The 25,235-nt window shown below is 60.5% G+C and carries 19 protein-coding genes, 2 tRNA genes and 3 rRNA genes; 8 read left to right on the forward strand and 16 right to left on the reverse strand.

All coding sequences use genetic code 11. The features are described 5' to 3' along the window. Positions 1-72 precede the first annotated feature (72 nt). The 6 genes from rrf to tyrS form a co-directional block, all read right to left on the reverse strand. A 5S ribosomal RNA gene (gene rrf / locus ACJO3T_RS02660) occupies positions 73-187 on the reverse strand. A gap of 77 nt (positions 188-264) precedes the next feature. After that, positions 265-3,159: ribosomal RNA gene (locus ACJO3T_RS02665) — 23S ribosomal RNA — on the reverse strand. A gap of 338 nt (positions 3,160-3,497) precedes the next feature. Continuing rightward, positions 3,498-3,573: transfer RNA gene (locus ACJO3T_RS02670), tRNA-Ala, on the reverse strand. A gap of 133 nt (positions 3,574-3,706) precedes the next feature. Then, positions 3,707-3,783, reverse strand: a tRNA-Ile gene (locus ACJO3T_RS02675). Between the two features lie 107 nt (positions 3,784-3,890). Further along, positions 3,891-5,431, reverse strand: a 16S ribosomal RNA gene (locus tag ACJO3T_RS02680). Together the 16S, 23S and 5S rRNA genes with 2 tRNA genes alongside form the textbook arrangement of a ribosomal RNA operon. Before the next feature lie 388 nt (positions 5,432-5,819). Further along, a complete protein-coding gene (tyrS, locus tag ACJO3T_RS02685) occupies positions 5,820-7,025 on the reverse strand; it encodes a tyrosine--tRNA ligase (RefSeq protein WP_406977696.1) in 1,206 nt (401 codons plus the stop codon). A gap of 286 nt (positions 7,026-7,311) precedes the next feature. Between tyrS and ACJO3T_RS02690 the strand changes: the two genes are divergently transcribed. Further along, complete coding sequence (locus ACJO3T_RS02690) at positions 7,312-8,748, forward strand: OapA family protein (RefSeq protein WP_406962509.1); 1,437 nt, start codon at positions 7,312-7,314, stop codon at positions 8,746-8,748. Between the two features lie 8 nt (positions 8,749-8,756). Then, the gene (locus tag ACJO3T_RS02695) at positions 8,757-9,857 is read left to right on the forward strand and encodes an anhydro-N-acetylmuramic acid kinase (protein WP_406962507.1); all 1,101 of its coding nucleotides are present in this window, start codon (positions 8,757-8,759) and stop codon (positions 9,855-9,857) included. A 7-nt stretch (positions 9,858-9,864) separates the two neighbouring features. On the opposite strand, the gene erpA is transcribed toward ACJO3T_RS02695, so the two are convergent. From erpA to argC, 4 genes are all read right to left on the reverse strand, one after another. Beyond that, on the reverse strand, positions 9,865-10,218 hold the full coding sequence (gene erpA / locus ACJO3T_RS02700; RefSeq protein WP_406962505.1) for an iron-sulfur cluster insertion protein ErpA: 354 nt from the start codon (positions 10,216-10,218) through the stop codon (positions 9,865-9,867). Positions 10,219-10,318: 100 nt separating this feature from the next. Beyond that, positions 10,319-10,837, reverse strand: a complete 519-nt coding sequence (locus ACJO3T_RS02705) for a bactofilin family protein (RefSeq protein WP_406962503.1) — start codon at positions 10,835-10,837, stop codon at positions 10,319-10,321. Positions 10,838-10,839: 2 nt separating this feature from the next. Then, on the reverse strand, positions 10,840-11,580 hold the full coding sequence (locus ACJO3T_RS02710; RefSeq protein ID WP_406962501.1) for a DUF6776 family protein: 741 nt from the start codon (positions 11,578-11,580) through the stop codon (positions 10,840-10,842). 30 nt (positions 11,581-11,610) lie between these two features. After that, entirely contained in the window at positions 11,611-12,648 is a 1,038-nt protein-coding gene (gene argC, locus ACJO3T_RS02715; protein WP_406962499.1) for an N-acetyl-gamma-glutamyl-phosphate reductase, read from the reverse strand. A 227-nt stretch (positions 12,649-12,875) separates the two neighbouring features. On the opposite strand from argC, the gene ACJO3T_RS02720 reads away from it, so the two are divergent. The 5 genes from ACJO3T_RS02720 (at position 12,876) to hemL (ending at position 17,909) form a co-directional block, all read left to right on the forward strand. After that, the gene (locus ACJO3T_RS02720; protein ID WP_406962497.1) at positions 12,876-14,651 is read left to right on the forward strand and encodes a chloride channel protein; all 1,776 of its coding nucleotides are present in this window, start codon (positions 12,876-12,878) and stop codon (positions 14,649-14,651) included. Further along, a complete protein-coding gene (hemJ, locus tag ACJO3T_RS02725; RefSeq protein ID WP_406977697.1) occupies positions 14,648-15,076 on the forward strand; it encodes a protoporphyrinogen oxidase HemJ in 429 nt (142 codons plus the stop codon). Before ACJO3T_RS02720 ends, hemJ begins: the two co-directional genes overlap by 4 nt. Before the next feature lie 47 nt (positions 15,077-15,123). Next, positions 15,124-15,891, forward strand: a complete 768-nt coding sequence (gene thiD, locus ACJO3T_RS02730; protein ID WP_406977734.1) for a bifunctional hydroxymethylpyrimidine kinase/phosphomethylpyrimidine kinase — start codon at positions 15,124-15,126, stop codon at positions 15,889-15,891. After that, complete coding sequence (gene thiE, locus ACJO3T_RS02735) at positions 15,888-16,556, forward strand: thiamine phosphate synthase (RefSeq protein ID WP_406977698.1); 669 nt, start codon at positions 15,888-15,890, stop codon at positions 16,554-16,556. The genes thiD and thiE overlap by 4 nt, the downstream gene beginning before the upstream one ends. 72 nt (positions 16,557-16,628) lie before the next feature. Continuing rightward, on the forward strand, positions 16,629-17,909 hold the full coding sequence (gene hemL, locus ACJO3T_RS02740; RefSeq protein WP_406977699.1) for a glutamate-1-semialdehyde 2,1-aminomutase: 1,281 nt from the start codon (positions 16,629-16,631) through the stop codon (positions 17,907-17,909). 21 nt (positions 17,910-17,930) lie between these two features. Here the strand turns inward: hemL and ACJO3T_RS02745 are convergent, their stop codons facing one another. From ACJO3T_RS02745 to ACJO3T_RS02760, 4 genes are all read right to left on the reverse strand, one after another. Next, positions 17,931-19,160 (reverse strand): tetratricopeptide repeat protein, encoded by a 1,230-nt coding sequence (locus ACJO3T_RS02745; RefSeq protein WP_406977700.1) that lies wholly within the window; start codon positions 19,158-19,160, stop codon positions 17,931-17,933. A 162-nt stretch (positions 19,161-19,322) separates the two neighbouring features. Beyond that, complete coding sequence (locus ACJO3T_RS02750) at positions 19,323-19,775, reverse strand: hypothetical protein (RefSeq protein WP_406977702.1); 453 nt, start codon at positions 19,773-19,775, stop codon at positions 19,323-19,325. Then, positions 19,772-20,455 carry an anti-sigma factor family protein gene (locus ACJO3T_RS02755; protein WP_406977704.1) on the reverse strand — a complete coding sequence of 228 codons (684 nt, stop codon included), beginning with the start codon at positions 20,453-20,455 and terminating at the stop codon, positions 19,772-19,774. Before ACJO3T_RS02755 ends, ACJO3T_RS02750 begins: the two co-directional genes overlap by 4 nt. 14 nt (positions 20,456-20,469) lie before the next feature. Further along, a complete protein-coding gene (locus ACJO3T_RS02760) occupies positions 20,470-21,048 on the reverse strand; it encodes an RNA polymerase sigma factor (protein WP_406962519.1) in 579 nt (192 codons plus the stop codon). Between the two features lie 248 nt (positions 21,049-21,296). On the opposite strand from ACJO3T_RS02760, the gene ACJO3T_RS02765 reads away from it, so the two are divergent. Further along, positions 21,297-22,220: a DUF4382 domain-containing protein gene (locus tag ACJO3T_RS02765; protein WP_406962483.1), complete on the forward strand. Its 924-nt coding sequence runs from the start codon at positions 21,297-21,299 to the stop codon at positions 22,218-22,220. A 53-nt stretch (positions 22,221-22,273) separates the two neighbouring features. Here the strand turns inward: ACJO3T_RS02765 and ACJO3T_RS02770 are convergent, their stop codons facing one another. Together ACJO3T_RS02770 and mrcB are read right to left on the reverse strand one after the other, a co-directional pair. Continuing rightward, positions 22,274-22,831, reverse strand: a complete 558-nt coding sequence (locus tag ACJO3T_RS02770) for a tetratricopeptide repeat protein (RefSeq protein WP_406962481.1) — start codon at positions 22,829-22,831, stop codon at positions 22,274-22,276. Further along, positions 22,831-25,152 (reverse strand): penicillin-binding protein 1B, encoded by a 2,322-nt coding sequence (gene mrcB / locus ACJO3T_RS02775; protein ID WP_406962479.1) that lies wholly within the window; start codon positions 25,150-25,152, stop codon positions 22,831-22,833. The genes ACJO3T_RS02770 and mrcB overlap by 1 nt, the downstream gene beginning before the upstream one ends. Positions 25,153-25,235 lie beyond the last annotated feature (83 nt).

Genomic DNA, 25,235 nt, shown 5'->3' on the forward strand with positions numbered 1-25,235 from the left:
CGTAGGTCATCTCTTTCTAACGGCCAATAAAAAACCCCGGCAGCGTTAGCTGTCGGGGTTTTGGGATTAAGAGCCTGACGATGACCTACTCTCGCATGGGCAACGCCACACTACCATCGGCGCTGGTCTGTTTCACTGCTGAGTTCGGGATGGGATCAGGTGGTTCCAGACCGCTATGGTCGTCAGGCAAAACGGTTGATCACTGGGATGGATGAGATTGAAGTGCTTTACGATCAAGGTTATCGCAGTTGTCTTGGGTGTTATATAGTCAAGCCGCACGAGCAATTAGTACCGGTTAGCTCAACGCCTCGCAGCGCTTACACACCCGGCCTATCAACGTCCTGGTCTTGAACGGCTCTTCAGGGGCCTCGAGGGCCCGGGGAGATCTCATCTTGGAAGGGGCTTCCCGCTTAGATGCCTTCAGCGGTTATCCCGTCCGAACATAGCTACCGGGCAGTGCCACTGGCGTGACAACCCGAACACCAGAGGTTCGTCCACTCCGGTCCTCTCGTACTAGGAGCAGCTTTCCTCAAATCTCCAACGTCCACGGCAGATAGGGACCGAACTGTCTCACGACGTTCTAAACCCAGCTCGCGTACCACTTTAAATGGCGAACAGCCATACCCTTGGGACCGGCTTCAGCCCCAGGATGTGATGAGCCGACATCGAGGTGCCAAACACCGCCGTCGATGTGAACTCTTGGGCGGTATCAGCCTGTTATCCCCGGAGTACCTTTTATCCGTTGAGCGATGGCCCTTCCATACAGAACCACCGGATCACTATGACCTACTTTCGTACCTGCTCGACGTGTCTGTCTCGCAGTTAAGCGGGCTTGTGCCATTACACTAACCGCATGATGTCCGACCATGCTTAGCCCACCTTTGTGCTCCTCCGTTACGCTTTGGGAGGAGACCGCCCCAGTCAAACTACCCACCACACAGTGTCCTCATCCCCGATCAGGGGACCAAGTTAGAACCTCAAACATGTCAGGCTGGTATTTCAAGGTTGGCTCCACCGGAACTGGCGTCCCGGTTTCAAAGCCTCCCAGCTATCCTACACAAACATGCTCAAAGTTCACTGTGAAGCTATAGTAAAGGTTCACGGGGTCTTTCCGTCTAGCCGCGGATACACCGCATCTTCACGGCGATTTCAATTTCACTGAGTCTCGGGTAGAGACAGCGCCCCCATCGTTACGCCATTCGTGCAGGTCGGAACTTACCCGACAAGGAATTTCGCTACCTTAGGACCGTTATAGTTACGGCCGCCGTTTACCGGGGCTTCGATCAAGAGCTTCGTCCGAGGACTAACCCCATCAATTAACCTTCCGGCACCGGGCAGGCGTCACACCGTATACGTCCACTTTCGTGTTAGCACAGTGCTGTGTTTTTAATAAACAGTCGCAGGGGCCTGGTATCTTCGACCGGCCTCGGCTCCACCCGCAGGGGTTTCACCTAACGCCGGCGTGCCTTCTCCCGAAGTTACGGCACCATTTTGCCTAGTTCCTTTACCCGAGTTCTCTCAAGCGCCTTGGGATTCTCACCCTGACCACCTGTGTCGGTTTGGGGTACGGGCCCGAGTAGCCTGAAGCTTAGAAGATTTTCCTGGAAGCCTGGCATCAATGACTTCCCGCCCTGAAAGGGCAGTCGTCGTCACGTCTCGGAATTGAGGACCCGGATTTGCCTAAGTCCCCTTCCTACACGCTTAAACCGGGACAACCGTCGCCCGGCTCACCTAGCCTTCTCCGTCTCTCCATCGCAGCTACCCAAGGTACGGGAATATTAACCCGTTTCCCATCGACTACACCTTTCGGTCTCGCCTTAGGGGCCGACTCACCCTGCGCCGATTAGCGTTGCGCAGGAACCCTTGGTCTTCCGGCGTGGGGGTTTTTCACCCCCATTATCGTTACTCATGTCAGCATTCGCACTTCTGATACCTCCAGCATGCCTCTCGACACACCTTCGCAGGCTTACAGAACGCTCCCCTACCCCGCATACTTGCGTATGCAGCCGCAGCTTCGGTGACCAGTTTGAGCCCCGTTACATCTTCCGCGCAGGCCGACTCGACTAGTGAGCTATTACGCTTTCTTTAAAGGATGGCTGCTTCTAAGCCAACCTCCTAGCTGTCTGAGCCTTCCCACATCGTTTCCCACTTAACTGGTACTTGGGGACCTTAGCTGGCGGTCTGGGTTGTTTCCCTCTCCACAACGGACGTTAGCACCCGCTGTGTGTCTCCCGGATAGTACTCACTGGTATTCGGAGTTTGCATCGGGTTGGTAAGTCGGGATGACCCCCTAGCCGAAACAGTGCTCTACCCCCAGTGGTATTCGTCCGAGGCGCTACCTAAATAGCTTTCGGGGAGAACCAGCTATCTCCGGGCTTGATTAGCCTTTCACTCCGATCCACAAGTCATCCCCTGGCTTTTCAACGACAGTGGGTTCGGGCCTCCAGTGCCTGTTACGGCACCTTCACCCTGCTCATGGATAGATCGCCCGGTTTCGGGTCTATGCCCAGCGACTAAGTCGCCCTATTCAGACTCGGTTTCCCTACGGCTCCCCTACACGGTTAACCTCGCCACTGAACATAAGTCGCTGACCCATTATACAAAAGGTACGCCGTCACCCCACGAAGGGGCTCCGACTGCTTGTACGCATACGGTTTCAGGGTCTATTTCACTCCCCTCACAGGGGTTCTTTTCGCCTTTCCCTCACGGTACTGGTTCACTATCGGTCAGTCAGGAGTATTTAGCCTTGGAGGATGGTCCCCCCATGTTCAGACAGGATTACACGTGACCCGTCCTACTCGATTTCACTGAACTCAGGTTTCGGATACGGGGCTATCACCCACTATGGCGGTCCTTTCCAGAACCTTCTCCTACCAGTCGTCCAGCTTAAGGGCTGGTCCCCGTTCGCTCGCCGCTACTAAGGGAATCTCGGTTGATTTCTTTTCCTCGGGGTACTTAGATGTTTCAGTTCCCCCGGTTCGCCTCTTACACCTATGGATTCAGTGTAAGATACCGACCCGAAAGTCGGTGGGTTTCCCCATTCAGAGATGCCCGGATCACAGCTTGTTTGCCAGCTCCCCGAGCCTTATCGCAGGCTTCCACGTCTTTCATCGCCTCTGACTGCCAAGGCATCCACCGTATGCGCTTAGTTGCTTGACTATATAACCCCAAGACAACTGACCTGCGCCTCATCGTTCAACAGGAAATCGCCAACCACCGAAGTGATTCACCATTTCTCGCTTCTCGACGAGATTCAGAGACAGCCGACTGAAGCTATAAACAACCACTTCAACGACACACCGGATAACGCTTGATCGTTATCGCTGAGATTGACTCTGAACTAGAAGAATCAATCTCGTGTTTCAATCTCATCCGAATTGTTAAAGAGCAATTCTGACCCAGTGATCAGAAAGAAGGGCTTCGATGGTCATCAATTCGAAACACTTGTTTCTGCACACTGACTTGCGTCAGGTATTCAGGGATCGTCGACCAGGTTTTGGTGGAGCCAGGCGGGATCGAACCGCCGACCTCCTGCGTGCAAGGCAGGCGCTCTCCCAGCTGAGCTATGGCCCCTAATATCAGCCACTCACCAAGCCGGCAAACCGTGTTCACTCGCCGTACTCGGAAAATTGATCAGATCTAGGCGCGCCAAGGTGAAGCGTACATCAGTACGCGAGTCCTGGCGCAACGACGAGCTGGTCAATTTTGGTGGGTCTGGGTGGACTTGAACCACCGACCTCACCCTTATCAGGGGTGCGCTCTAACCACCTGAGCTACAGACCCGGTTTTGCTTGTCACAAACAAGCCAAGTCGGGCCCGAAAGACCCTTTGCTCTCTTCTCATTGACCAAGTAATTCGTGTGGACTCTGACCGAAACCTCCAGCTATCGTTAAGGAGGTGATCCAGCCGCAGGTTCCCCTACGGCTACCTTGTTACGACTTCACCCCAGTCATGAACCACACCGTGGTGATCGTCCTCCCGAAGGTTAGACTAACCACTTCTGGTGCAATCCACTCCCATGGTGTGACGGGCGGTGTGTACAAGGCCCGGGAACGTATTCACCGCGACATTCTGATTCGCGATTACTAGCGATTCCGACTTCACGCAGTCGAGTTGCAGACTGCGATCCGGACTACGACGCGTTTTATGAGATTAGCTCACCCTCGCGGGGTTGCAGCCCTCTGTGCGCGCCATTGTAGCACGTGTGTAGCCCTGGCCGTAAGGGCCATGATGACCTGACGTCATCCCCACCTTCCTCCGGTTTGTCACCGGCAGTCTCCCTAGAGTTCCCACCATGATGTGCTGGCAACTAGGGATAAGGGTTGCGCTCGTTACGGGACTTAACCCAACATCTCACGACACGAGCTGACGACGGCCATGCAGCACCTGTGTTTGGGTTCCCGAAGGCACCAATCCATCTCTGGAAAGTTCCCAACATGTCAAGGCCAGGTAAGGTTCTTCGCGTTGCGTCGAATTAAACCACATGCTCCACCGCTTGTGCGGGCCCCCGTCAATTCATTTGAGTTTTAACCTTGCGGCCGTACTCCCCAGGCGGTCTACTTAGTGCGTTAACTGCGCCACTAAGACTTCAAGAGTCCCAACGGCTAGTAGACATCGTTTACGGCGTGGACTACCAGGGTATCTAATCCTGTTTGCTCCCCACGCTTTCGCACCTCAGCGTCAGTATTGGTCCAGGTAGCCGCCTTCGCCACTGGTGTTCCTTCCTATATCTACGCATTTCACCGCTACACAGGAAATTCCACTACCCTCTACCATACTCTAGCCTGACAGTTCGGAATGCCGTTCCCAGGTTAAGCCCAGGGCTTTCACATCCCGCTTATCAAACCGCCTACGCGCGCTTTACGCCCAGTAATTCCGATTAACGCTTGCACCCTCCGTATTACCGCGGCTGCTGGCACGGAGTTAGCCGGTGCTTCTTCTGCAAGTAACGTCAAGCATGCTGGGTATTAGCCAACACGTTTTCCTCCTTGCTGAAAGTGCTTTACAACCCGAAAGCCTTCTTCACACACGCGGCATGGCTGGATCAGGGTTGCCCCCATTGTCCAATATTCCCCACTGCTGCCTCCCGTAGGAGTTCGGGCCGTGTCTCAGTCCCGATGTGGCTGATCATCCTCTCAGACCAGCTACGGATCGTCGCCTTGGTAGGCCATTACCCCACCAACTAGCTAATCCGACATAGGCACATCCAATAGCGCAAGGTCCGAAGATCCCCTGCTTTCCCCCGAAGGGCGTATGCGGTATTAATCCGGGTTTCCCCGGGCTATCCCCCACTACTGGGCAGTTTCCTATGCATTACTCACCCGTCCGCCGCTCGACAGCGGGGAGCAAGCTCCCCCTGTTTCCGCTCGACTTGCATGTGTTAGGCCTGCCGCCAGCGTTCAATCTGAGCCATGATCAAACTCTTCAGTTTAAATCATACAAGATCCGAAGATCTCTAATCTTGCTCAAGACAAAACTCATTCTCGACGAGTCGCTTGCCTCGATTATCTGTCGCCAGATAGTCTCGGCCAGCGCCCACACGAATTACTTGGTCAACTTGTTAAAGAGCGTTGAGCATCTGCTCAATCAAGGCCGCGTATTCTACATCAGATCGCCACCTTGTCAACGATTATTTCAAGGTTTTTAACGCCGCTCCCGAAGAAGACCTGAACCGCAAAAACCCAAATCAAACAACCGCTTACTTCGCCTTCCCGTTCAAGCCTCATGGGCCGTGTCCGTCGAAGTGGGGCGCATTCTACAGCCTCACCGATTCCTGTCAACGGCCAGATCACAAAAAGTTTCGTTTTCTTTAAAATCGATCAATCGACAATCAAAACACGGGCAATCTTCTTCTTGCCCGCCTGAATCACCACATCCTCGCCTTTCGCAAAACGACGACCACTATCCTCAAGCTGCTCGCCATTGATGTAGACAGCCCCCCGCCCAAGCACATCCCGGGCCGCAGCACCATTCTTTACCAGCCCGGCAAGACGCAGTACCGCAGAAATGGGGAGCTCTTCCTGCCCCCCCAGGGACACTTCCACTTCCGGCACATTCTCCGGAATCGCACCAAGCGCCACACGATTACCTGCGGACTTGTGGGCGTTGGCAGCGGCCTCCTCGTCATGGAACCGGGTGATAATCTCCTCCGCCAGAATCTTCTTGTAGTCCTGCGGGTTGGCACCAGCCTCCACGGCCTTGCGGTATTCCTCCACCTCCGCCAACGGGCGGAGACTGAGCAACTCAAAGTAACGCCACAGCAGTTGATCGGGAATTGAAAGCAGCTTGGCGTACATCTCGCCCGGTGAATCCGTAACCCCGACGTAGTTGCCGAGTGACTTGGACATCTTCTGAACGCCGTCGAGCCCCTCCAGAATCGGCATGGTCAGAACAACCTGGGGATCCTGCCCGTAGTGCCGCTGCAGGATGCGCCCCATCAGAAGGTTGAACTTCTGGTCCGTACCTCCCAACTCCACGTCTGCCTCCAAGGCGACAGAGTCGTACCCCTGGACCAGCGGGTAGAGGAATTCGTGGATAGCGATCGACTGCTCGGCGCGGTAGCGCTTGTCGAAGTCATCCCGCTCCAGCATGCGGGCAACCGTATACTGACCTGCAAGCCGGATCATGTCGGCCGCGGTCATCTTACTCATCCACTCGGAGTTGAACACCACGGTGGTTTTCGCCGGGTCGAGAATCCGGAACACCTGCTCTTTATAGGTCACCGCGTTCTGCTTGACCTGCTCCTCGGTCAATGGCGGCCGCGTGGCACTTTTTCCTGAGGGATCACCGATCATGCCGGTGAAGTCACCAATCAGGAAGATCACCTCATGCCCCAGGTCCTGGAACTGACGGAGCTTGTTGATCAGCACCGTGTGCCCCAGGTGGAGATCCGGCGCCGTTGGGTCAAACCCGGCCTTGATCTTCAGCGGCCGCCCTTCGCGGAGCTTTTCCAACAGGGACTCCTCCGGAATCAGCTCGTCCACCCCACGCTTGATGACCGCCAGCGCCTCTTCAACAGATGCCATAAACCTTGAACCCCATAGCAAAATCAGGCGGGCCCGTTACAGTCCTCAACAAAAGTAAGCTGAGCGTAACCGCAAACCCTGATACATTTGGACCTTTACCGGCTTCCCGGCTGTATAAATTCAGGCCGGAGATTATATCAGCCGAATCAGGAAAATCTGCCGTGATTCTTTTATTTCGGCGTGAAAGTGCGTGCTTTTTATACGAATCAGCATGCTCTATACTTGAGCCATCACTTGAACCAGATCACACAAGCTGCGGAAGTAGCGATAAAAACAGGTTGTTGACGTGATTAAAACGTTCCCCAAGATTCATTTGATTGCCGTTGCCGGCATCAGCCTCGTCGTGGGTTCAGCCCTGGTGCTCAGCCCCAGCGCCGACGTCGAAGCAAAGCGCATGACCATCGACCTGGACCTCCAACAGGAGTCCGGAAAAGCCACCGACGGTCCTGAACAACCGGTGGCCAACACCGATAGGTCAGCACCTGACGCCGCGCCGGGCTCAGCTACCCATGAGGGTGCCGAAGCACCGCCAAGTCCTGACCAGGCCACAGCAGCCGCCCCCGAACAACCCGCCCCGCCTGCGGAACCCGCCCTTGAGTGGACCAGAGTGGACGTTGAAAGCGGCGACACCCTGTCGACCCTGTTCAACGAAGCCGGCTTTAACGACGGCCTGATGCTTTCCGTTATCCATGGTGATGGTGACGCCGAGAAGCTCCAGCACCTCTATGTTGGCGAAACCCTGGCTTTCGGTACTTCTCCCGATGGCGAGCTGGAAGAAGTACGGCTGGAGCGCAACCGGCTTGAGTCCCTGGTGATCGAACGCACTGACGAAGGCTATGCGGGTGAAACCGTCCTGCGCGAGCCGGAACCCCGGGTTGCCTTCGCCTCCGGTGAAATCGAAGGTTCCCTGTATCTGGCCGGGAAGGAAGCCGGACTGGACGATCGGGTCACCATGGAGCTGGCGGGGATCTACGGCTGGGATATCGATTTTGTATACGATGTCCGCAAGGGTGACACCTTTGAAGTGATTTACGAAGAACTGTACCTGGACGATGAAAAGATAGACAACGGAAAGATCATCGCCGCCCGCTTTGTCAATCGCGGCCGGGAAGTCATCGCCCTTCACTATACCGACAGCAACGGCGACAGCGACTATTACACTCCCGATGGCGACAGCATGCGCAAGGCCTTCCTGCGCACGCCCATCAACGCCCGGGTATCCTCGCCGTTCAATTTGCAGCGTCGCCACCCGGTACTGGATGTGGTACGCCCCCATGAAGGCACCGACTATGCCGCACCAACGGGCACTCCCATCAAGGCGGCCGGCGATGGCCGGGTGTCCTTCGCTGGCTGGAAGGGCGGCTATGGCCGCACCGTCGTGCTGTCCCATGGCGACAACATCACCACCCTGTATGCCCATATGAGCAAGCTGGGCAAAGGCATCAGCAACGGCACCCGGGTCGAGCAGGGCCAGACCATTGGTTATGTCGGCGCATCCGGCATGGTGACCGGCGCTCACCTGCACTATGAATTCCGGGTCAATGGTGTCGCCAGGAACTCCCGCACCGTCGATCTGCCGGAAGCCAACCCGGTACCGGAAAGCGAGATGGCCCGGTTCAAGGCCGCCACCCAGCAGCAGGTTGCGCAGCTGAACACCCTCGGGGAGGGCTTCCGCCAGGTTGCCATGGCCGAGGAAGCCGTCGCCGACGAAGAGCAGCAGTAAGGTAACCCGTGTCCTTCTACATCGGCCTCATGTCAGGCACCAGCATGGACGGCATCGACGCCGCACTGGTGGAACTGGATGGGGCCGGTAGCGCATCACTATCCGCCACCCACACCGAGCCTTTTCCCGCCCCGCTCTACCAGTCAATTGTAGATCTCAGCCAGAATCGCGGTACCCCCGATGACCTGGGGCACTGCGACCGGGCCGTGGGTGAACTCTTTGCCCGGGCCGCCCGGAACCTCCTGGCATCCTCGGGCTACCAGGGCCCGGTGACCGCCATAGGCAGCCACGGCCAGACCATTCGTCACCAGCCACTCGGGCACGATCCCTTTACCCTGCAACTGGGCGATCCCAATGTGATCGCGGAGCGCACCGGCATTACCACCGTGGCGGATTTCCGTCGGCGGGATATGGCCGCCGGTGGCCAGGGGGCGCCGCTGGTGCCCGCTTTCCACCACGCGGTGTTCGGATCCCCTTCCGAGAACCGGGTGCTGGTAAACATTGGCGGCATTGCCAACCTCTCCTGGCTGCCCGCCGGTGGCGCTTCCGCCCACGGAGGCTTCGATACCGGCCCGGGCAATGGATTGATGGATGCCTGGTGCCACCGGCATACCGGGAAGACCTATGACGCGGAAGGACAATGGGCACTGACGGGGCAAGTCCTGCCCGTCCTGCTGAAACGCTTCATGGAGGAGCCCTACTTCAGCCTGACGCCCCCCAAGAGTACCGGCAAGGAGCTTTTCAACCTGGATTGGCTGGACGCCCGCGTGGACCGGGAACCGGGATTCGCACCGCAGGATGTACAACGGACCCTGCTGGAGTTGACAGCTCTCACCATCGCCAGGGCACTGCCATCACAACGCCCACTGGCCGTCTACGTCTGCGGGGGCGGCGCCCTGAATACGGCGTTGATGATGCGGCTCGGCGAGTTGCTGGCACCACAGGGTATGGTATACACCACAGCGGACCTGGGGATCGACCCCCAATGGGTGGAAGCAGCGGCTTTTGCCTGGCTGGCAAGACAAACCATGGAAGGACTGGCCGGCAACGTACCTGCCGTCACCGGAGCCAGCGGGCCGAGGGTGCTTGGCGGGATCTATCCCGCGTAGACGATCATCAGATGGCGAAGGAAGAACCGCAGCCACAGGTGGATGTGGCATTGGGATTCTGGACCACGAACTGGGAACCCTGCAGACCTTCCTGGTAATCAACGGTAGCGCCGACCAGGTACTGGTAGCTCATGGGATCGACCAGCAGGGTAACACCATCACGGTCAACCGCGGTGTCGTCTTCCTCCTGGCTGTCATCGAAGGAAAAACCATACTGGAAGCCAGAGCAGCCCCCGCCGGTGACAAACACCCGCAGCTTGAGGTCGGGGTTGCCCTCGTCCTCAACCAGTTCCTTCACCTTGGCGACCGCGTTATCACTGAAAAACAGCGGTACTGCTACCTGTTCCTGAACTGCGCTCAATTCTGCCTCCCGACATCACGTTGATGATGTCATTATGGTATTCCCGAGTATTCCGATCAACTATAGACCCTGCCGGCCCTGCCATGGTTCCCGGATCAGGCTACTCCGCCTTGTCCCCCGCGGCCTTCCGCTCATCCATGGGGATGGCGCCGGGCTCGCCGGGGGAGTCTTCCGGCAGGTCATCGCCGTCCCGGCCCACCAGTTCCGGTTTACCGGGACCGGCCAGCCGACGCGGCAGGTTAACAGTGTCCTTACTGTGGACCATATTGCCGTTTACCGAAGCGCCAGCCTCCATCTCGATCAGGTTGTAGAAGACATTACCGGTAATGGCGGCCTTTTCGGCAAGTTCAAGGTGCGCCAGTGCATATACGTCGCCTTTCACCGTACCATTGATAACGATATTGGGGGCAACGATATCGCCCTCTACTTCACCGCACTCCGACAGACGGAGCAATGCGTTGTCCGCCTGTTCTTCCGCCACCACGCAGCCTTTCACCCGGCCGTCAATGTGGAGGCCACCGGTGAAATGGATATCCCCTTCTACCCGGGTCTTGGCCGAAATCAGGGTATCGAAACGGCCCTGGGGACGCTTGGCTTTCTGCTTCTTGTTGCTGAACATGTTTAATTCTCCGCGAGCGGCTGCCATTCGAAGGTTCGCTCCGCCTGGGAGGCGTTACTTCCTTCCGCCTTGGCAACCACCTGGATTTCATAGGGTTCAAAATTGTCAGGCAAGGCCAGCGTGCCTTCCACATCCTGGAAATAGCGGAAGCGGAAACGCACACCCAGATCCTCGACATCCTCTGACAGGTCCCTCAAGGGAATGACTTCCTGTTCACCTTCCAGCTCCCCTATGATATTCACTGCCACCACGCCCGAAATGTAGCTTTTGTTGTCACCTACCTGGGTCAACACCAGCTTGAACTCGTAACGGCCCTCGCCACGGACATCCCGGAGCGAGAGCTGGTCCACCTGCAGCCCCTTGCTCACCTCCGATGGCGCCATGATATTCCGGTAGAAGGTCAGGTCCGCCTCCAGGGTCGCAATAGTGGCCTCCAGGTCGGCAATGGTATTACGGGCGGAATTAAGGGCCTCCCCGTCAATGGCCTGGCTGCGCTCCAGGCGCACCTTCTCCTGTCGGACCTGATCATAGTCCGCCTTGACCTCCGCCAGCTCCTTGGCCAGTGATGGCCGGCTCTGGGCCACGTCCTCAATCCGGTAACCGCCCTGGGACCAGCCGACGCCATAACCCACCAGACCACACAGTGCGCAGAGCAAAAGCACGCCGATCACCCGATAGGGGCGGAACGTCCGCCGCCTGGGCACAATAACGAATTCTTCCTGGGCATTCCGGGTTTCAGCCAAGGTTCCTGCCTCCGACGATGAACGTCAGGGTCATGGCAACAGCGCCGGGGCCCGAAGGCCCGCGCGCTCGTCGAGGCCGAACATGATGTTCATGTTCTGGACCGCCTGACCGGCGGCACCCTTGACCAGGTTGTCGATGACCGAGCTGATGATCACAATCGGGCTGTCCTCCTGCCGGTGCAGGGACATGCGGCAGGTATTCTCGCCCCGGACACTGCGGGTTTCCGGGTGACTGCCAAAGGGCATGACGTCCACGAACGGCTCGTCCCGGAAGCGGTCCTCAAACAGGCCCTGCAAGCGGTCGAAATCGGACGGATTTTCCAGTTCGGCATACAGCGTGGCTTCGATACCGCGAATCATCGGCACCAGATGGGGCACGAAGCTGACCCCCACCCTGCCGCCGGCGGCCTGCTCCAGGCCCTGACGGATTTCCGGCAGGTGACGGTGACCGGAGGCGCCGTAGGCCTTGAAGCTCTCGCCCACCTCACCATGGAGCATGCCGATCTTGCCCTGACGACCGCCACCGCTGGCACCGGATTTGGCATCCGCCACCAGGTGCCCTGTACGCACCAGGCCATTCTCCAGCAGCGGCAGGAAGCCTAACTGGACCGCCGTGGGATAACAGCCGGGGTTGGCCACCAGCTCCGCCTCGCGGATCGCATGGCGAGCCACCTCAGGCAAACCATAAACCGCCTTTGCCGCCCATTCGGCGGTGTCGTGGGGCATACCATACCAGCGTGCCCACACCTCCAGGTCCTTGATGCGGAAGTCCGCCGACAGGTCCACCACACGCACGCCCCGGGCAAGCAATTCCGGCGCCATGCGCATGGCCACGCCGTGGGGTGTGGCAAAGAACACCAGGTCACACTGGGCCAGCACTTCGACGTCGGGCTCACTAAAGACCAGGTCGTAGTAGCCTCGGAGATTGGTGTACATGTCGGCAACAGCCATACCCGCCTCCGAGCGCGAGGTAATGCACGATACCTCCACCTCCGGATGGGTAGCCAGAATCCTGAGCAACTCGACGCCCGTATACCCCGTGCCGCCAACTATGCCTGCTTTAATCACCGATCTCTCCTGTACTTTGAAACTGTGGAATGGGCCAACCCCGACGGGAGACCACTGCGTCACCCTAAGGAGCCTGCCGCCCCATTGCCCGGCAAACCCCTAGTCTATCATGATAAACCAGTGTCTTATTGCAGCAGCGACCGGGCTGGTTACAATGCCACATAACCCACTGTATTGATTAATCCGCCGTCCGGTGAATCAAGGAGCTCAGTGCCAATGGCGACGCCATGGAGAAGTTAAGGAAACTGTTGACCGACAACCTGGTGTCCAGGTTCCGTCGGCGCCTTGCCGGCGTGGACGCCCTGCCGCAACTGGCGTTGCTTGGCCTGCTGTCCGGCGTGGTCACCGGCGGTGTGATCCTGCTGTTCCGTTTTGCCATTGAGTGGCCGCTGAGCCACTTCCTGCCCGGCGACAACGCCGAGAACTTCGAGGCCCTTGACTGGATGACCCGTGGCGCCCTGCCCCTGGCGGGGGCCCTGCTGCTGGGACTGTTCCTCAACCAGTTGGCCACCCGCGACCGCAAGGTGGGCGTGGTCCATGTCATGGAGCGCCTGAACTATCACCAGGGCTATATTCCCCTGCGCAGTGCCCTGGTCCAGTTCGTGACCGGCATCACCACGGTGGTCACCGGGCAGTCCGCGGGCCGGGAAGGACCGGCAGTGCACCTGGGGGCCACCTTTTCCAGCCTGATGGGCCAGTACATGCGGCTGCCCAACAACAGCATCCGAACCCTGGTGGCCTGTGGCTGCGCCGCCGCCATCTCGGCATCGTTCAATACACCCATTGCCGGGGTCATCTTCGCCATGGAGGTGGTGATGATGGAATACACCATCGCCGGCTTCACCCCGATCATCCTGGCCGCCGTCAGTGCCGCCATTGTCACCCACGCGGTCTATGGTACCGAGCCGGCCTTCTCGGTACCGGCCCTGACCATGAACTCGCTACTGGAGATCCCCTGGATCATCGCCATTGCCATCGTGATTGGCGTGGCAGCGGCGGGGTTCATCCACCTGCTGTCCTGGACCAGCCGGTACCAGCACCATTCGATACTGTTGCGGCTGGGCGCCGCCGGTCTGCTGATGGTGCCCTTTGCGATCCTGGTGCCGGAAGTCATGGGGATCGGTTACGACACGGTGACCGGCACCATCTACGGCCAGATCGGATTCTGGCTGCTGCTGGGTGCCGGCATCGCCAAACTGCTGATCACGGCACTGACCATCGGCCTGGGCATGCCCAGCGGCATCATCGGTCCGACCATCTTCATCGGCGCCACCCTGGGCGGCGCCATGGGGCTGATCGGTGCCGCCGTAGCACCGACGGCCACGTCATCCGTGGGTTTTTACGCCATGCTGGGCATGGGGGCCATGATGGGGGCGGTTCTGCAGGCGCCACTGGCCGCTCTGATGGCGCTGCTGGAACTGACCCGCAATCCCAATATCATCCTGCCTGCCATGCTGATCATCACCACCGCCACCCTGGTCACCAGCGAGGTATTTGGCAAGAAATCCGTGTTCCTGACCATGCTCCAGACCCAGGGCCTCAGCTACCACAACTCTCCCATCATCCAGGCCCTGAGGAGGGTGTCGGTGGGTGCCATCATGGAACGGAGCGTGACCCGCACCGACCGGACGATCAGTTACGAGGATGCCCGCAAGCTGCTCAAGAACGAACCCAAGTGGCTGGTGGTGGAAGGCAACAACGGCCCGGCCGCCCTGCTGCCTTCCGTCGACCTGGTCCGTTTCCTGGAACACCTCAGGAACCGGGAAGCCGAGGAAGACCGGCCCCTGCCGGAGACCATCGACCTGATGGAAATGCCGGCCAACCGCCGGGATGTGGCCCCGATCCAGTACCAGGCCACCCTGGAGGAAGCCCTGGACCAGTTTGAGTCCTCCAAGGCGGAAGCCCTGTACGTACAGCGACATGTGGCGCCAATGATCCAGCGAATCTACGGTATCGTCCTGAAATCCGATATCGAAAGCTATTACCAATACCGACGGAGTTGACCATGCTCTGGGTTAAAGCCCTGCATATTATTGCCCTGGTGTGCTGGTTCGCCGGCATCTTCTACCTGCCCCGGCTGTTCGTCTACCATGCCGCCTGCCAGGACCAGGCGGGACGCGAGCGCTTCAAGGTCATGGAACGCAAACTGTATAGAGGTATCAGCACGCCCTCCATGGTAGCCACAGTGGTCTTCGGGGTATGGCTGTTGAGTTACAATGTGTCGGGCTATTTCAGCCAGGGCTGGATCCACGCCAAGTTACTGCTGGTGGCCCTGCTGATCATCTACCATTTCTACTGCGGCCATCTGGTGAAGGTGTTCCGGGATGACCGCAACCAGCGCAGCCATGTCTTCTACCGTTGGTTCAACGAATTGCCGGTACTGGCGCTGGTTGCCATCGTGATCCTGGCCGTGGTCAAACCCTTCTGACTGTTCCGAGGAGATGCGCCATCAAACTTCATGAACGCCCCCAGGTACTGATCGTTTCAGGACTGGACCCGTCCGGGGGAGCCGGCCTGCAGGCGGATATCCAGGCGGTCACCGCACTGGGCGCCCATCCGTTGCCGATGCTGAGCTGCCTGACAGTCCAGGACACCCGCAACGTCTACAACGCCGCCCCGGTGGATGCCGACCTGGTCCGCCAGCAACTGGAATGCCTGGCCGGAGACTGCCGCATCGACGCCGTCAAGACCGGTGCCATGGGCAACGCCGACGTGGTCGGAGTGCTCGCCGACTTCCTGGACCAGCACCCGGATGTGCCGCTGGTTGTGGACCCGGTCATCAAGGCCGCCGGCGGTGGCGACCTGGCCGACGAGGCCCTGCTGGAAGCCATGAAGACCCGGCTGTTTACACGGGCCGACGTCATCACGCCAAACGGTATCGAACTGGCCCAGCTGGGCGCCAGTGACGACGAGGAAACGGCGGCGAATGCCCTGATCCGGCAGGGCTGCGCCGGCATCCTGGCTACCGGAGGCCATGGCACCGGCCCCAGCATCACCAACGCCCTGTACCGCCCGAGCCAACCGGTCCGGTCCTGGCAGATCGCGCGGGTGGGCGGCGAATACCATGGCACCGGCTGCACCCTGGCTGCTGCCATCGCCGCCGGGCGCGCCCAGGGCCTGCCCCTGGAAGACGCCATCGAGCAGGCCCAGCGCTTTGTTGCAGGGGCCATCAACCACGCCCTCAGGGTCGGCAACGGCCAGCCAGTGCCGGACCGGGGCGTGCCCTGGTCCGGGAAATCATGAGCACGTCCACCTTCGGCAAGGGCCTGCGACCGGGGCTCTACGCCATTACCGACAGCACGCTGCTGCCGGAGGACGCCTTGCTGCCGGCAGTGGAGGCCGCCCTGCAGGGCGGGGCCGTGCTGGTCCAGTACCGGGAGAAGCGCCTGCCCCGCACCGACCGCCTGCGACAGGCGACCGCCCTGAACGAACGCTGTCGGGCCTTCCAGGTGCCACTGATCATCAACGATGATCCCAAGCTGGCCCGGGCCTGTGGTGCCGCCGGCGTGCACCTGGGGCAGGAGGACGGTTCTGTGGCCGATGCCCGCCGCCTGCTCGGCGACGATGTCATCATCGGGGCTACCTGCCACGGCCGCCTGGATCTGGCTGAACGGGCCCGCGACGAGGGCGCGGACTACCTGGCGTTCGGCCGCTTCTATCCGTCGTCCACAAAACCCGGGGCGTCACCGGCAAGCCCTGACATTCTTCGCCAGGCCGCGTCCCTGGGGCTGCCTCGCACCGCCATCGGCGGTGTCACGGTGGACAATGGCGAACCCCTGATCCGCGCCGGGGCCGACCTGCTGGCTGTGGTCGGTGGCCTTTTCGGCGGCACGCCGGAACAGGTGGAGGAGCGGGCCCGGGCCTTTACCCGGCTGTTCGCCGACCACCACCCGTTTTTCAATCTCTGATAGCATTGCCATCCCGATCCTGCGAGTTCCGCCAGGACACCCGTTTCAGTCGACAACCGAGGAGCCGCTGACATGACACAATCAGAAACGCTGTTTGAACAGGCACAGAAATACATTCCCGGTGGTGTCAATTCACCGGTGCGGGCCTTCCGCGGCGTTGGCGGTACACCGATTTTCTTCAAGCATGCCGAAGGCGCCTACCTGTACGACGAGGACGATAAGCGCTACATCGACTACGTGGGTTCCTGGGGACCGATGATCGTCGGCCACTCCAACGATCACATCAAGCAGGCCCTGCACAAGCAGATCGACCTGGGGGTCGGCTATGGTGCGCCCACCGCTATCGAGACCGAAATGGCTAAAAAGGTGTGCGAACTGGTGCCCTCCATCGAACTGGTGCGGATGGTGAACAGCGGCACCGAGGCCACCATGAGCTCCATCCGCCTGGCCCGGGGCTACACCGGCCGCGACAAGATCATCAAGTTCGAGGGCTGCTACCACGGCCATGTGGATTCGCTGCTGGTGAAGGCCGGCTCCGGCGCCCTGACCCTGGGCGTCCCCAACTCGCCGGGCATTCCCGCCAGCCTGGCGGAGCACACCATCACCCTCACCTACAACGACAGCGAGGGTGTACGCCAGGCCTTTGAGGAGCTGGGCGACCAGGTGGCTGCGGTGATCGTGGAACCGGTGGCCGGCAACATGAACTGCATCCCGCCGGCACCCGGTTTCCTGGAAACCCTGCGGGAGGTCTGTGACGAGCACGGCTCGGTGCTGATCTTCGACGAGGTGATGACCGGATTCCGGGTATCGCTGGGCGGTGCCCAGGGGCACTATGGCATCACCCCGGACCTGACCGCCCTGGGCAAGGTCATCGGTGGTGGCCTGCCGGTGGGCGCCTTTGGCGGCAAGCGGGAAATCATGGAGCACATTTCGCCCCTGGGGCCGGTCTACCAGGCCGGCACCCTGTCCGGTAACCCGCTGGCCATGACCGCCGGCCTGACCACCCTGAACCTGATCTCCGAGGATGGCTTCCACGACCGACTGACCGAAAAGACCCGGGCCCTGTGCGCCGGCTTCCGTGAGGAGGCGAAGAAGGCCGGAATCCCGCTGACGGTACAAAGTGCCGGCGCCATGTTCGGCCTGTTCTTCACCGAAGAGCCGGAAGTCAGTCGTTTCGACCAGGTAATGAACTGCGACGTGGAACGCTTCAAGGCATTCTTCCAGGGCATGCTGAAGGAGGGCATCTACCTGGCACCGTCAGCGTTCGAGGCGGGCTTTACCAACGCTGCCCTCAGTGACGACGACATCGCCGAGACCATCGCCGCCGCCGGAAAGGTCATGGCGACCCTGTAGGGCACTTTTTCGGGGAGACCTTCAGAAGGTCTTCCCGACCCCTACCCACAGGTTGTAACGATCGTAGTCGTAACCGTCCAGCGAGCTCTCGTTCGACTCGTAGGACAGTTCGCTGCTCACGAACCAGTCAGGCGCCAACTGCCAGTCCACCAGGATACCGCCGGACCAGCGGTCGTCCTGCCGCTGTTCCGAGACCGGGCCGGCGGAGGTCTGCCACTGGTAATCCTCGTCGTAGTCGCTGTGCCGGTAGGCGCCTTTCAGGGTCAGCGCCAGCCTCTCCGCCAGCGCCTTACGCCAACTCAGCTCCAGCCCCTGCCGGAAGGGGGAAACACTGGCGGCGTAGTCCGGATCCCGGATATTGTCCCGGTCTGCCAACCCGAGCCGCAGCTCCACACCCAGACGCCCTCCCCACTGATGCTGGTAGCCCCCCACCTCCAGGTCATACTGACCGCCATCGTACTCCGGGTAACCAGATCCTCCTGATACCGCCGCCAGTTCCAGGCGGGCATAACAGTGATCAAGCGGACCGCAGCCTTGCTGGCGGATTAACCCCTGTACCCCGTAATAGGATTCCACAAGGCCGGTGTCGAGCCACCAGTGCCGGGTGAACATCGTTGCCTGGAGATCCGTGGCCGCCACCCGGGTCTGCCAGCCCAGGTCCCCCTCCAGCAGGCTCAGGTTCGACTCCAGGTTACCGGGAAAGCGCTGGTGGTAACCCAGACCGTTCCATATCCAGTGATTCCCGGTCGAGGCGCTACCGGAGCCCAGTGAGAACATGACATCGGAGTAGGACTCTCCCAGCCCGGAAGCCGCATTGTCCGGCAACTGGTCGACATTGGAGTCATAGCCGGCACCCACCATGACCAGACCGACCGGGTATCGGCCCGCTTCCGGTTCACCGGCAGGGGGCGTATCAGAGAGACGTTCAAGCTGACGGGCAGACAACCCCCGGATCTTCTCGTTCCCCGACTCCATCGACAGGGCCAGGAAAATATCACGGGCATCGGTGAGATTGTCCGTGGCCAGGGCAATCAGGCCCAGGTTGTACCGGGCCAGGTCCCGGTGGGAGGTGTCCAGCAGTGCCCTGAACTCCCGGGCCGCGGCGTCGTATCGCGCCAACCGGTAGTTCACCACACCGAGGTTGTAGGTCAGGGCATTGCTTTCCAGCCCCGACGCCCTGGCCTCCAGGAGATAGTGCCTGGCCTGTTCGGCATCACCGGACTGGAACGCCTGAACGCCCTTCTCAAGCATAGCCTCCGCGTCAGCGGGAACCGATCCCTGGGCCTGACAGACGACCGCCCAGCCCAGAAGAAACAATGTGGAGAAAATCGTTGCGGTGATCTGCAAGCCGTGCCTCGACCAATGGAAGAAAACGCCGTGTCGGTTCGCTATCGACTGTCCCGCCGGGGACCATCAGGGCCGACGGTCATTGTCCGGTCGATCCGGGCGCTCCGGGTTATCCGGTCGGTCAGGGTTACCCGGAGCGTCGGGCCTGCCGGCATCCGAACGGCGTTCCCGGGCCCGTTCCGAGGCGTCACCACGCATCTCGGCCGGATTGAAGCCCGGTCGATTACGCTCCAGCCCCGGAGGCCCGTCCTCGTTCAGCGGGTTACCTCCACCAGGTTGCTCACCTGAGTTGCCCGGGTTGTCCCGGTCGTTACCCGTCGCTTCCGTGGGTCGGGGCAGGCTGATCTCACGGGTAACCTTCTCCGTCACGTCATCGTCGGTCACCATCCGCATGGTAACGCCCAGGTCGTTGTCGGCAAACACGGCCGGAGCCACCAGACAGGCCGCCAGGTTCAACAGCAGCAACGTCCGGGGAAAGGCCTTCCACCCATTATTGCAGAATTTCACCTTGTCATTCATTCGGTTGCTCCTGGGTCCACCAGCCCGACCGGAATCGGGGCCCGAAAGGTTTTACGGCGACCGCCGTCATCCAGCCGTGCCACCAACTCCCCCTCGGCGGGATAAAGCACCCTCAACGGCAAAGTCAGCACGTTGTCGCCGGGGCTGAGATCCACCTGCCAGCTCAGGGTATGCCGGCCCGGGAACGGCTCCAGTTCGACATTGTCGGGCAGTTCCAGGGTCAGTTGAACGTTCTCCAGCGCCTCCTCGGAGGCAAACGCCACGCGAACCTGGCGGACCTCCGGCTCCAGGACCGCAAGGGCAGCGGCGTTCCCGTTCGCGGTATCCCCAGGCTTCCAGGACGCCATCGGCCAGAGCACCACCGCCAACACGACCGCCGCAGCCACGGCAAACCCGATAGACCTAGGTTTCACGGAAACCTTGCCGCGGCCGCCACTGGCCGCATCGAACACCCGTGTTTCAAAGTCGTCCGATGGGGGTTCGTTCGGCGCAGCCTCGATTACCAGGCGCTGCACCTCGTGGGCCCAGTCCAGATACTCCCCACACGACCGGCAACGGGCCGCATGATTGAACAGGCGTACACGGTCCTCCCGGGACAAATCCCCGGACAGCAACCTGTCCACATTGGCTCGCAGTTCGCCACAGTTCATTTCAATCTCGGAATCCGTGTGTTTGGACATATCGGGTGCATCCACTACTTCACAAGACGTTGGTCTGCTTCGGACGGTTCCACGTTACTTTCGAGTTTCCGTCTCAGGGCCGAACGAATTCGATGTAACCGTGACTTCAGGGTGCCGACTGGCAGGTCCAGCACCTCGGAGAGATCCTCAAGCCGCCAGCGGTCCACATCGTGGAGCAGCAACAGGGTCCGGTGATCGGCGGGCAGCGCATCGAGCAGGCCCCTGACGACCGGCCCCAGCCGGTCCAGCTCCAGCCTCTCGTCAGGCCCGAAGCCCGGGTCCGGCACCGTCTCGAGCCAGGGCTGCAGGCTATCCGGGTCAGCAAATTCACTTTCGAACTTCAGCGACCGCTGGGCCTGCTTACGGTTAATATCGACAAAGTGGTGGTACAGAACACGATTGAGCCAGGTTCCGGGCCTGTCCAGTGTTTCCAGCTCATCCAGTTTCGGATACAGCTTCACCACAACGTCCTGGACCAGGTCCTCCGCGTCCTCCCGGCGCCCCGTCAGGCGATAGGCAAACCGGTACATCGTACCCAGGTGGGGCTGTACACGAGTCTCGAAGCGCTGACGTCTCGATCGCCGGAAAGGCATCAGTACCACAATGAAGCCTCTTGGAGTGGTTGCTGCAATCCTGCGTTATACCAGAAAAACCACCGATTGAGGGTGATCCGCTTTCGCCGGATACAATCCGTTCCTTTCTTTACATTATGTAATATGGAAACGGGAACCTCCGACCAACTGACCACGTGAAATCAACAGGGGTGACGAATCCACAACGCCCCACAACCGATAAACGAACGCACACACCTGACATTAGATTCCAGCTCGGAGGAAGGCCCATGAACAATCCGGTTCTTAAAACCATCAGCATCGCAACCCTGGCTGCGGCAGTGGCCGCCTGCGGTGGCAGTGGCAGCAGTGACAGCGATTCATCGACCGGTACGGCCTCGCTAAGCCTGACCGATGCGCCCGTTACCGACCTTTCCGCAGCACAGCTGAACATTACATCGGTGGAGTTGAAGCCGGCGGATTCGGACAGTGTCACCATCGACCTGGAAACCGCCGTCGACATCAACCTGCTGGATTTCCAGGGTGGCAGGGTAGCCCAGCTCTTTGACGGAGAGGAACTCCCCGCCGGCGAATATGAATGGATTCGCCTGCACCTGGGCGAGGACCCGTACGTTATCGAGGCCTCTGATCCAAACCAGACCCCCATTTTCCTGTTCCTGCCCTCCGGTCGCCAGACCGGCTTGAAACTGCAGGGCGGATTTGTCATTCCAGCCGGCGATACCGCCGAGTTCACGATCGATTTTGATGTCAAGAAGTCCATTATCAATGCCGGTGGCAATGCACCCTCCGGCAGCGACAAGTACATCCTGAAACCGGCCCATCGCCTGGTGGACAATTCTGAATCAGGGGCCATCGTGGGTGAGGTGGATGTTGTCAACATTGAACAGCAACTGGGTTGCGCGGTGGATGACGGCTACGATGGCTCGGTCTATGTCTACGAGGGCGCGGATGTTGAACCCACGGACCTCAACGTGAACGAGGAAGGCGGCCCGCTGGTGGCAGTGACGGTATCCAACGAGGACCAGGCAAGCCTGTACAGCTACAAGGCCGCCTTCCTGCCGGCCGGGGACTACACCATCAGCTATACCTGTGAGCCGGATGACAACGAAGCCTCCGAGACACTCGAATTCGTTGGCACGCAGAATGTGACGGTTACCGCCAATGCGGAGACAACGGCTGAGATCATTCAGTAATCAGGTAAGGTCAACCGTTCCGAGAAGCCCCCGCCCCGCGGGGGCTTTTTTTATCAAAGCTGCTGGGCCCGCCGTTCCGCCTGCTCGGCACCGGCCACATTGCCCCGCTCCCGGCGGATACCGGCCAGCAGTTCCCAGCCGGCTTTTTGCAGGCTGGTGTCGGAGCCGGACAGGGACAGGCCCTTGAGGGTGAACTGCTCCGCCGCCCCCAGGTTGCCGGTCCGGACATAGGCCTCGGACAGCTTGAAGTAGACCTGGGCAGACCGGGGTGAGATACGCTGGGCCCGCTCAAGCTGGCCCAACGCGGCTTCGGGGTTACCCTGGGCCATCAGGTCATCCGCCTTGCGGATCAGGCTGGCCGCCGCCGGGGAAAGGTCGTCGCCCTGCTCCTGGTAGCCCGGGCTGGGCGCCCGGTCCTCTTCCCGCGTTTGCGGCTGTTCGGACAGGCGCTCCGTCCGCTCGTCATCCTCCCGTTCCACCTGTGGCGGCTGTGGTGCAGTCTCCGGCGAGCGGTCACCTCCGCCCGGCGGTGCATAGATATCGGACGCACAACCGGCCAGCCCCATTGAGAGAGCCCCCAGGAACATCAACTTCCGTAACCCCTGATTCATTAGAACAATCCTTCAAACCAGCCACGCAGGCGTCTTGAGAAATCACTGCCACACCCCTCGAACTGCGTCGGCTCACTGCCGACGATAAAGGGAATCAGCCGCGCATTTTCACAGTGATCGTCGGTGAGCACACCTTTCTCACTGTTGACCCACTGATACTGTACGCCATCCGGCACCACCGGTGAAAAGCCGTGTTGCGGTACCGACGCCATGAACCGGGTCCAGACCGGCAGGGCACCGGAGGAGCCGGTCAGCGAGGTCGGGCCGTTGTCATCGCGGCCCACCCAGGTTACGGCCAGCAGGTCGCCACTGAAACCGGCGAACCAGCTATCCCGACCGTCATCGGTGGTGCCGGTCTTGCCAGCCAGCCCCAGGCTCTCCGGGATGGTGTAATAGGCGGACCGGCCGGTTCCCTCCCGCATGACTTCCTGCATCGCATACTGCACCAGGTGAACCGCCGCCGGGTCAGCCACCTGGTTCACCTCCAGGTTGTAGCGATTAAGCACCTCGCCCCGGGCGTCGGTGACATCGCGGATGGTGCGCAGGGGCGTATTGAAGCCGGAGGTAGCCAGCCCCTGGTAGATCTGCGCCACCGTCACCGGCTCCATGGCCACCGCCCCCAGCAACATTGAGGGATAGGGACTGATCTCGGAGGTCACCCCGAAGTCCTGCAGGGTTTCCCGGACCGCCGGCACGCCCACATCCAGGCCAACGCGCACCACCGGCAGGTTCCAGGAGCGGGACAGGGCCATGTGCAGTGGCACCTCGCCCCGCTGCTTGCGATCAAAGTTGCGTGGTTCCCAGCGCTGGCCATTCTCGAATTCCAGGGCCAGGCCGGTATCCCGCACCGGGGTGATCAGGGTGTAACGGTCCGGCTCCGCCAGCGCCGTCAGGTAGACAAAGGGCTTCACCAGCGAGCCGATGGGCCGGCGCGCATCCAGTGCCCGGTTGAAACCGGCGAAGGTGGCATCACGACCACCCACCAGGGCCTGGACCTCGCCGCTGTCCCGGGAGGTGACCACCATGGCCGCCTCCAGCCGGGTGTCCGAGGAACCACGGTCCAGTTCGTCCAGGGTCTCTGTGACGGCGGTCTCCGCCTGCTCCTGGATCGCCGGATGCAGCGTGGTGAAGATTCTCAGGCCTTCACTCTGCAGGTCTTCCTGGCGGTAGTCCCGGGCCAGGTGACGCTTCACCAGGTCGATAAAGGCCGGGTAGCGGTTCTCCGACCAGGAGGGTCGGCTGGTAACACCCAGGGGCCTGGCCCGCGCCTCGCTGGCGGTTTCCGCATCAATACCGCCATGCTCCTCCAACAGGTCAATCACCAGGTTGCGGCGGGACAGCGCCCGCTCCGGGTTGCGGCGGGGGTCGTAGTAACTGGGTCCCTTAACCATCCCCACCAGCAACGCCGATTCGTGGAGCGCCAGATCCTGGAACCGCTTGCGGAAGTAGAACTGGGAGGCAAGCCCGAAGCCGTTGATGCTGCGGCTGCCGGCCTGTCCCAGGTAGACCTCGTTCAGGTAGGTCTCCAGAATATCCCGCTTGTCGTAGTGCCACTCCAGCAGCAACGACATGATGGCTTCATTGCCCTTGCGGATCAGGGTCTGGTCCCGGGTCAGGTAGAAGTTCTTGGCCAACTGCTGGGTCAGGGTACTGCCCCCCTGCACCACCCGCCCGGCCTTGATGTTCGCCACCATGGCCCGGGCGATGGACAGGGGGGCGAGCCCGAAGTGGTCGTAGAAATCGCGGTCCTCGGTGACCAGCAGTGCCTCCTCGAACAGGGGCGGGGCATCATCGAGGCTTACCAGCACCCGGTCTTCCCGATGGGCCGGGTAGATACCACCAATCTCCGCCGGGGCCAGGCGGACCACCGGCGATGGATCACCCTCCAGCACGCGCAGGCCCGACACCCGGTTGCCGGAAATGGTCAGCGACAACCGTCGGCGGGGCTCCTCGCTATCCACAAAGTCGAAGCCACGGGTGGCGATAACGAAGCGGCTGCCGTTCTGCTGCCAGGTTCCGGACTGACGTCCATCGCCGCTCCTGTACCCGGCTAGCTCCAGCTCCTGGCGCAGTGAAGATCGGCTCACGCTGGCGCCGTCGTAGAGTTCCAGTGGCCGGGCGTAGACCCGGGACGGCACCTCAAACCGGCGCCCCTCGAAGCGGGAGGTCACCACGGCATCCAGATAGACGGTCCAGCCCGCCAGCAGTACCAGCAGGATAAGGCCCAGACGCCAGCCTAAAGACCACAGGCGTTGCCTGAAGGTTGGGCGTGACTTGCGGGCGGGGGATTTTCTGCGTTTGGGGGGCGATTTCTTGGGCATCCGCGGATTATAACCAAACAACACCATCGGCCGTCATCCGCTGTCGGTGTTATTTGTGTAATGTCGTCGTTATGATAGTGCCG

This window comes from Marinobacter shunpengi (assembly GCF_045449715.1).
Classification (GTDB): Bacteria; Pseudomonadota; Gammaproteobacteria; order Pseudomonadales; family Oleiphilaceae; genus Marinobacter.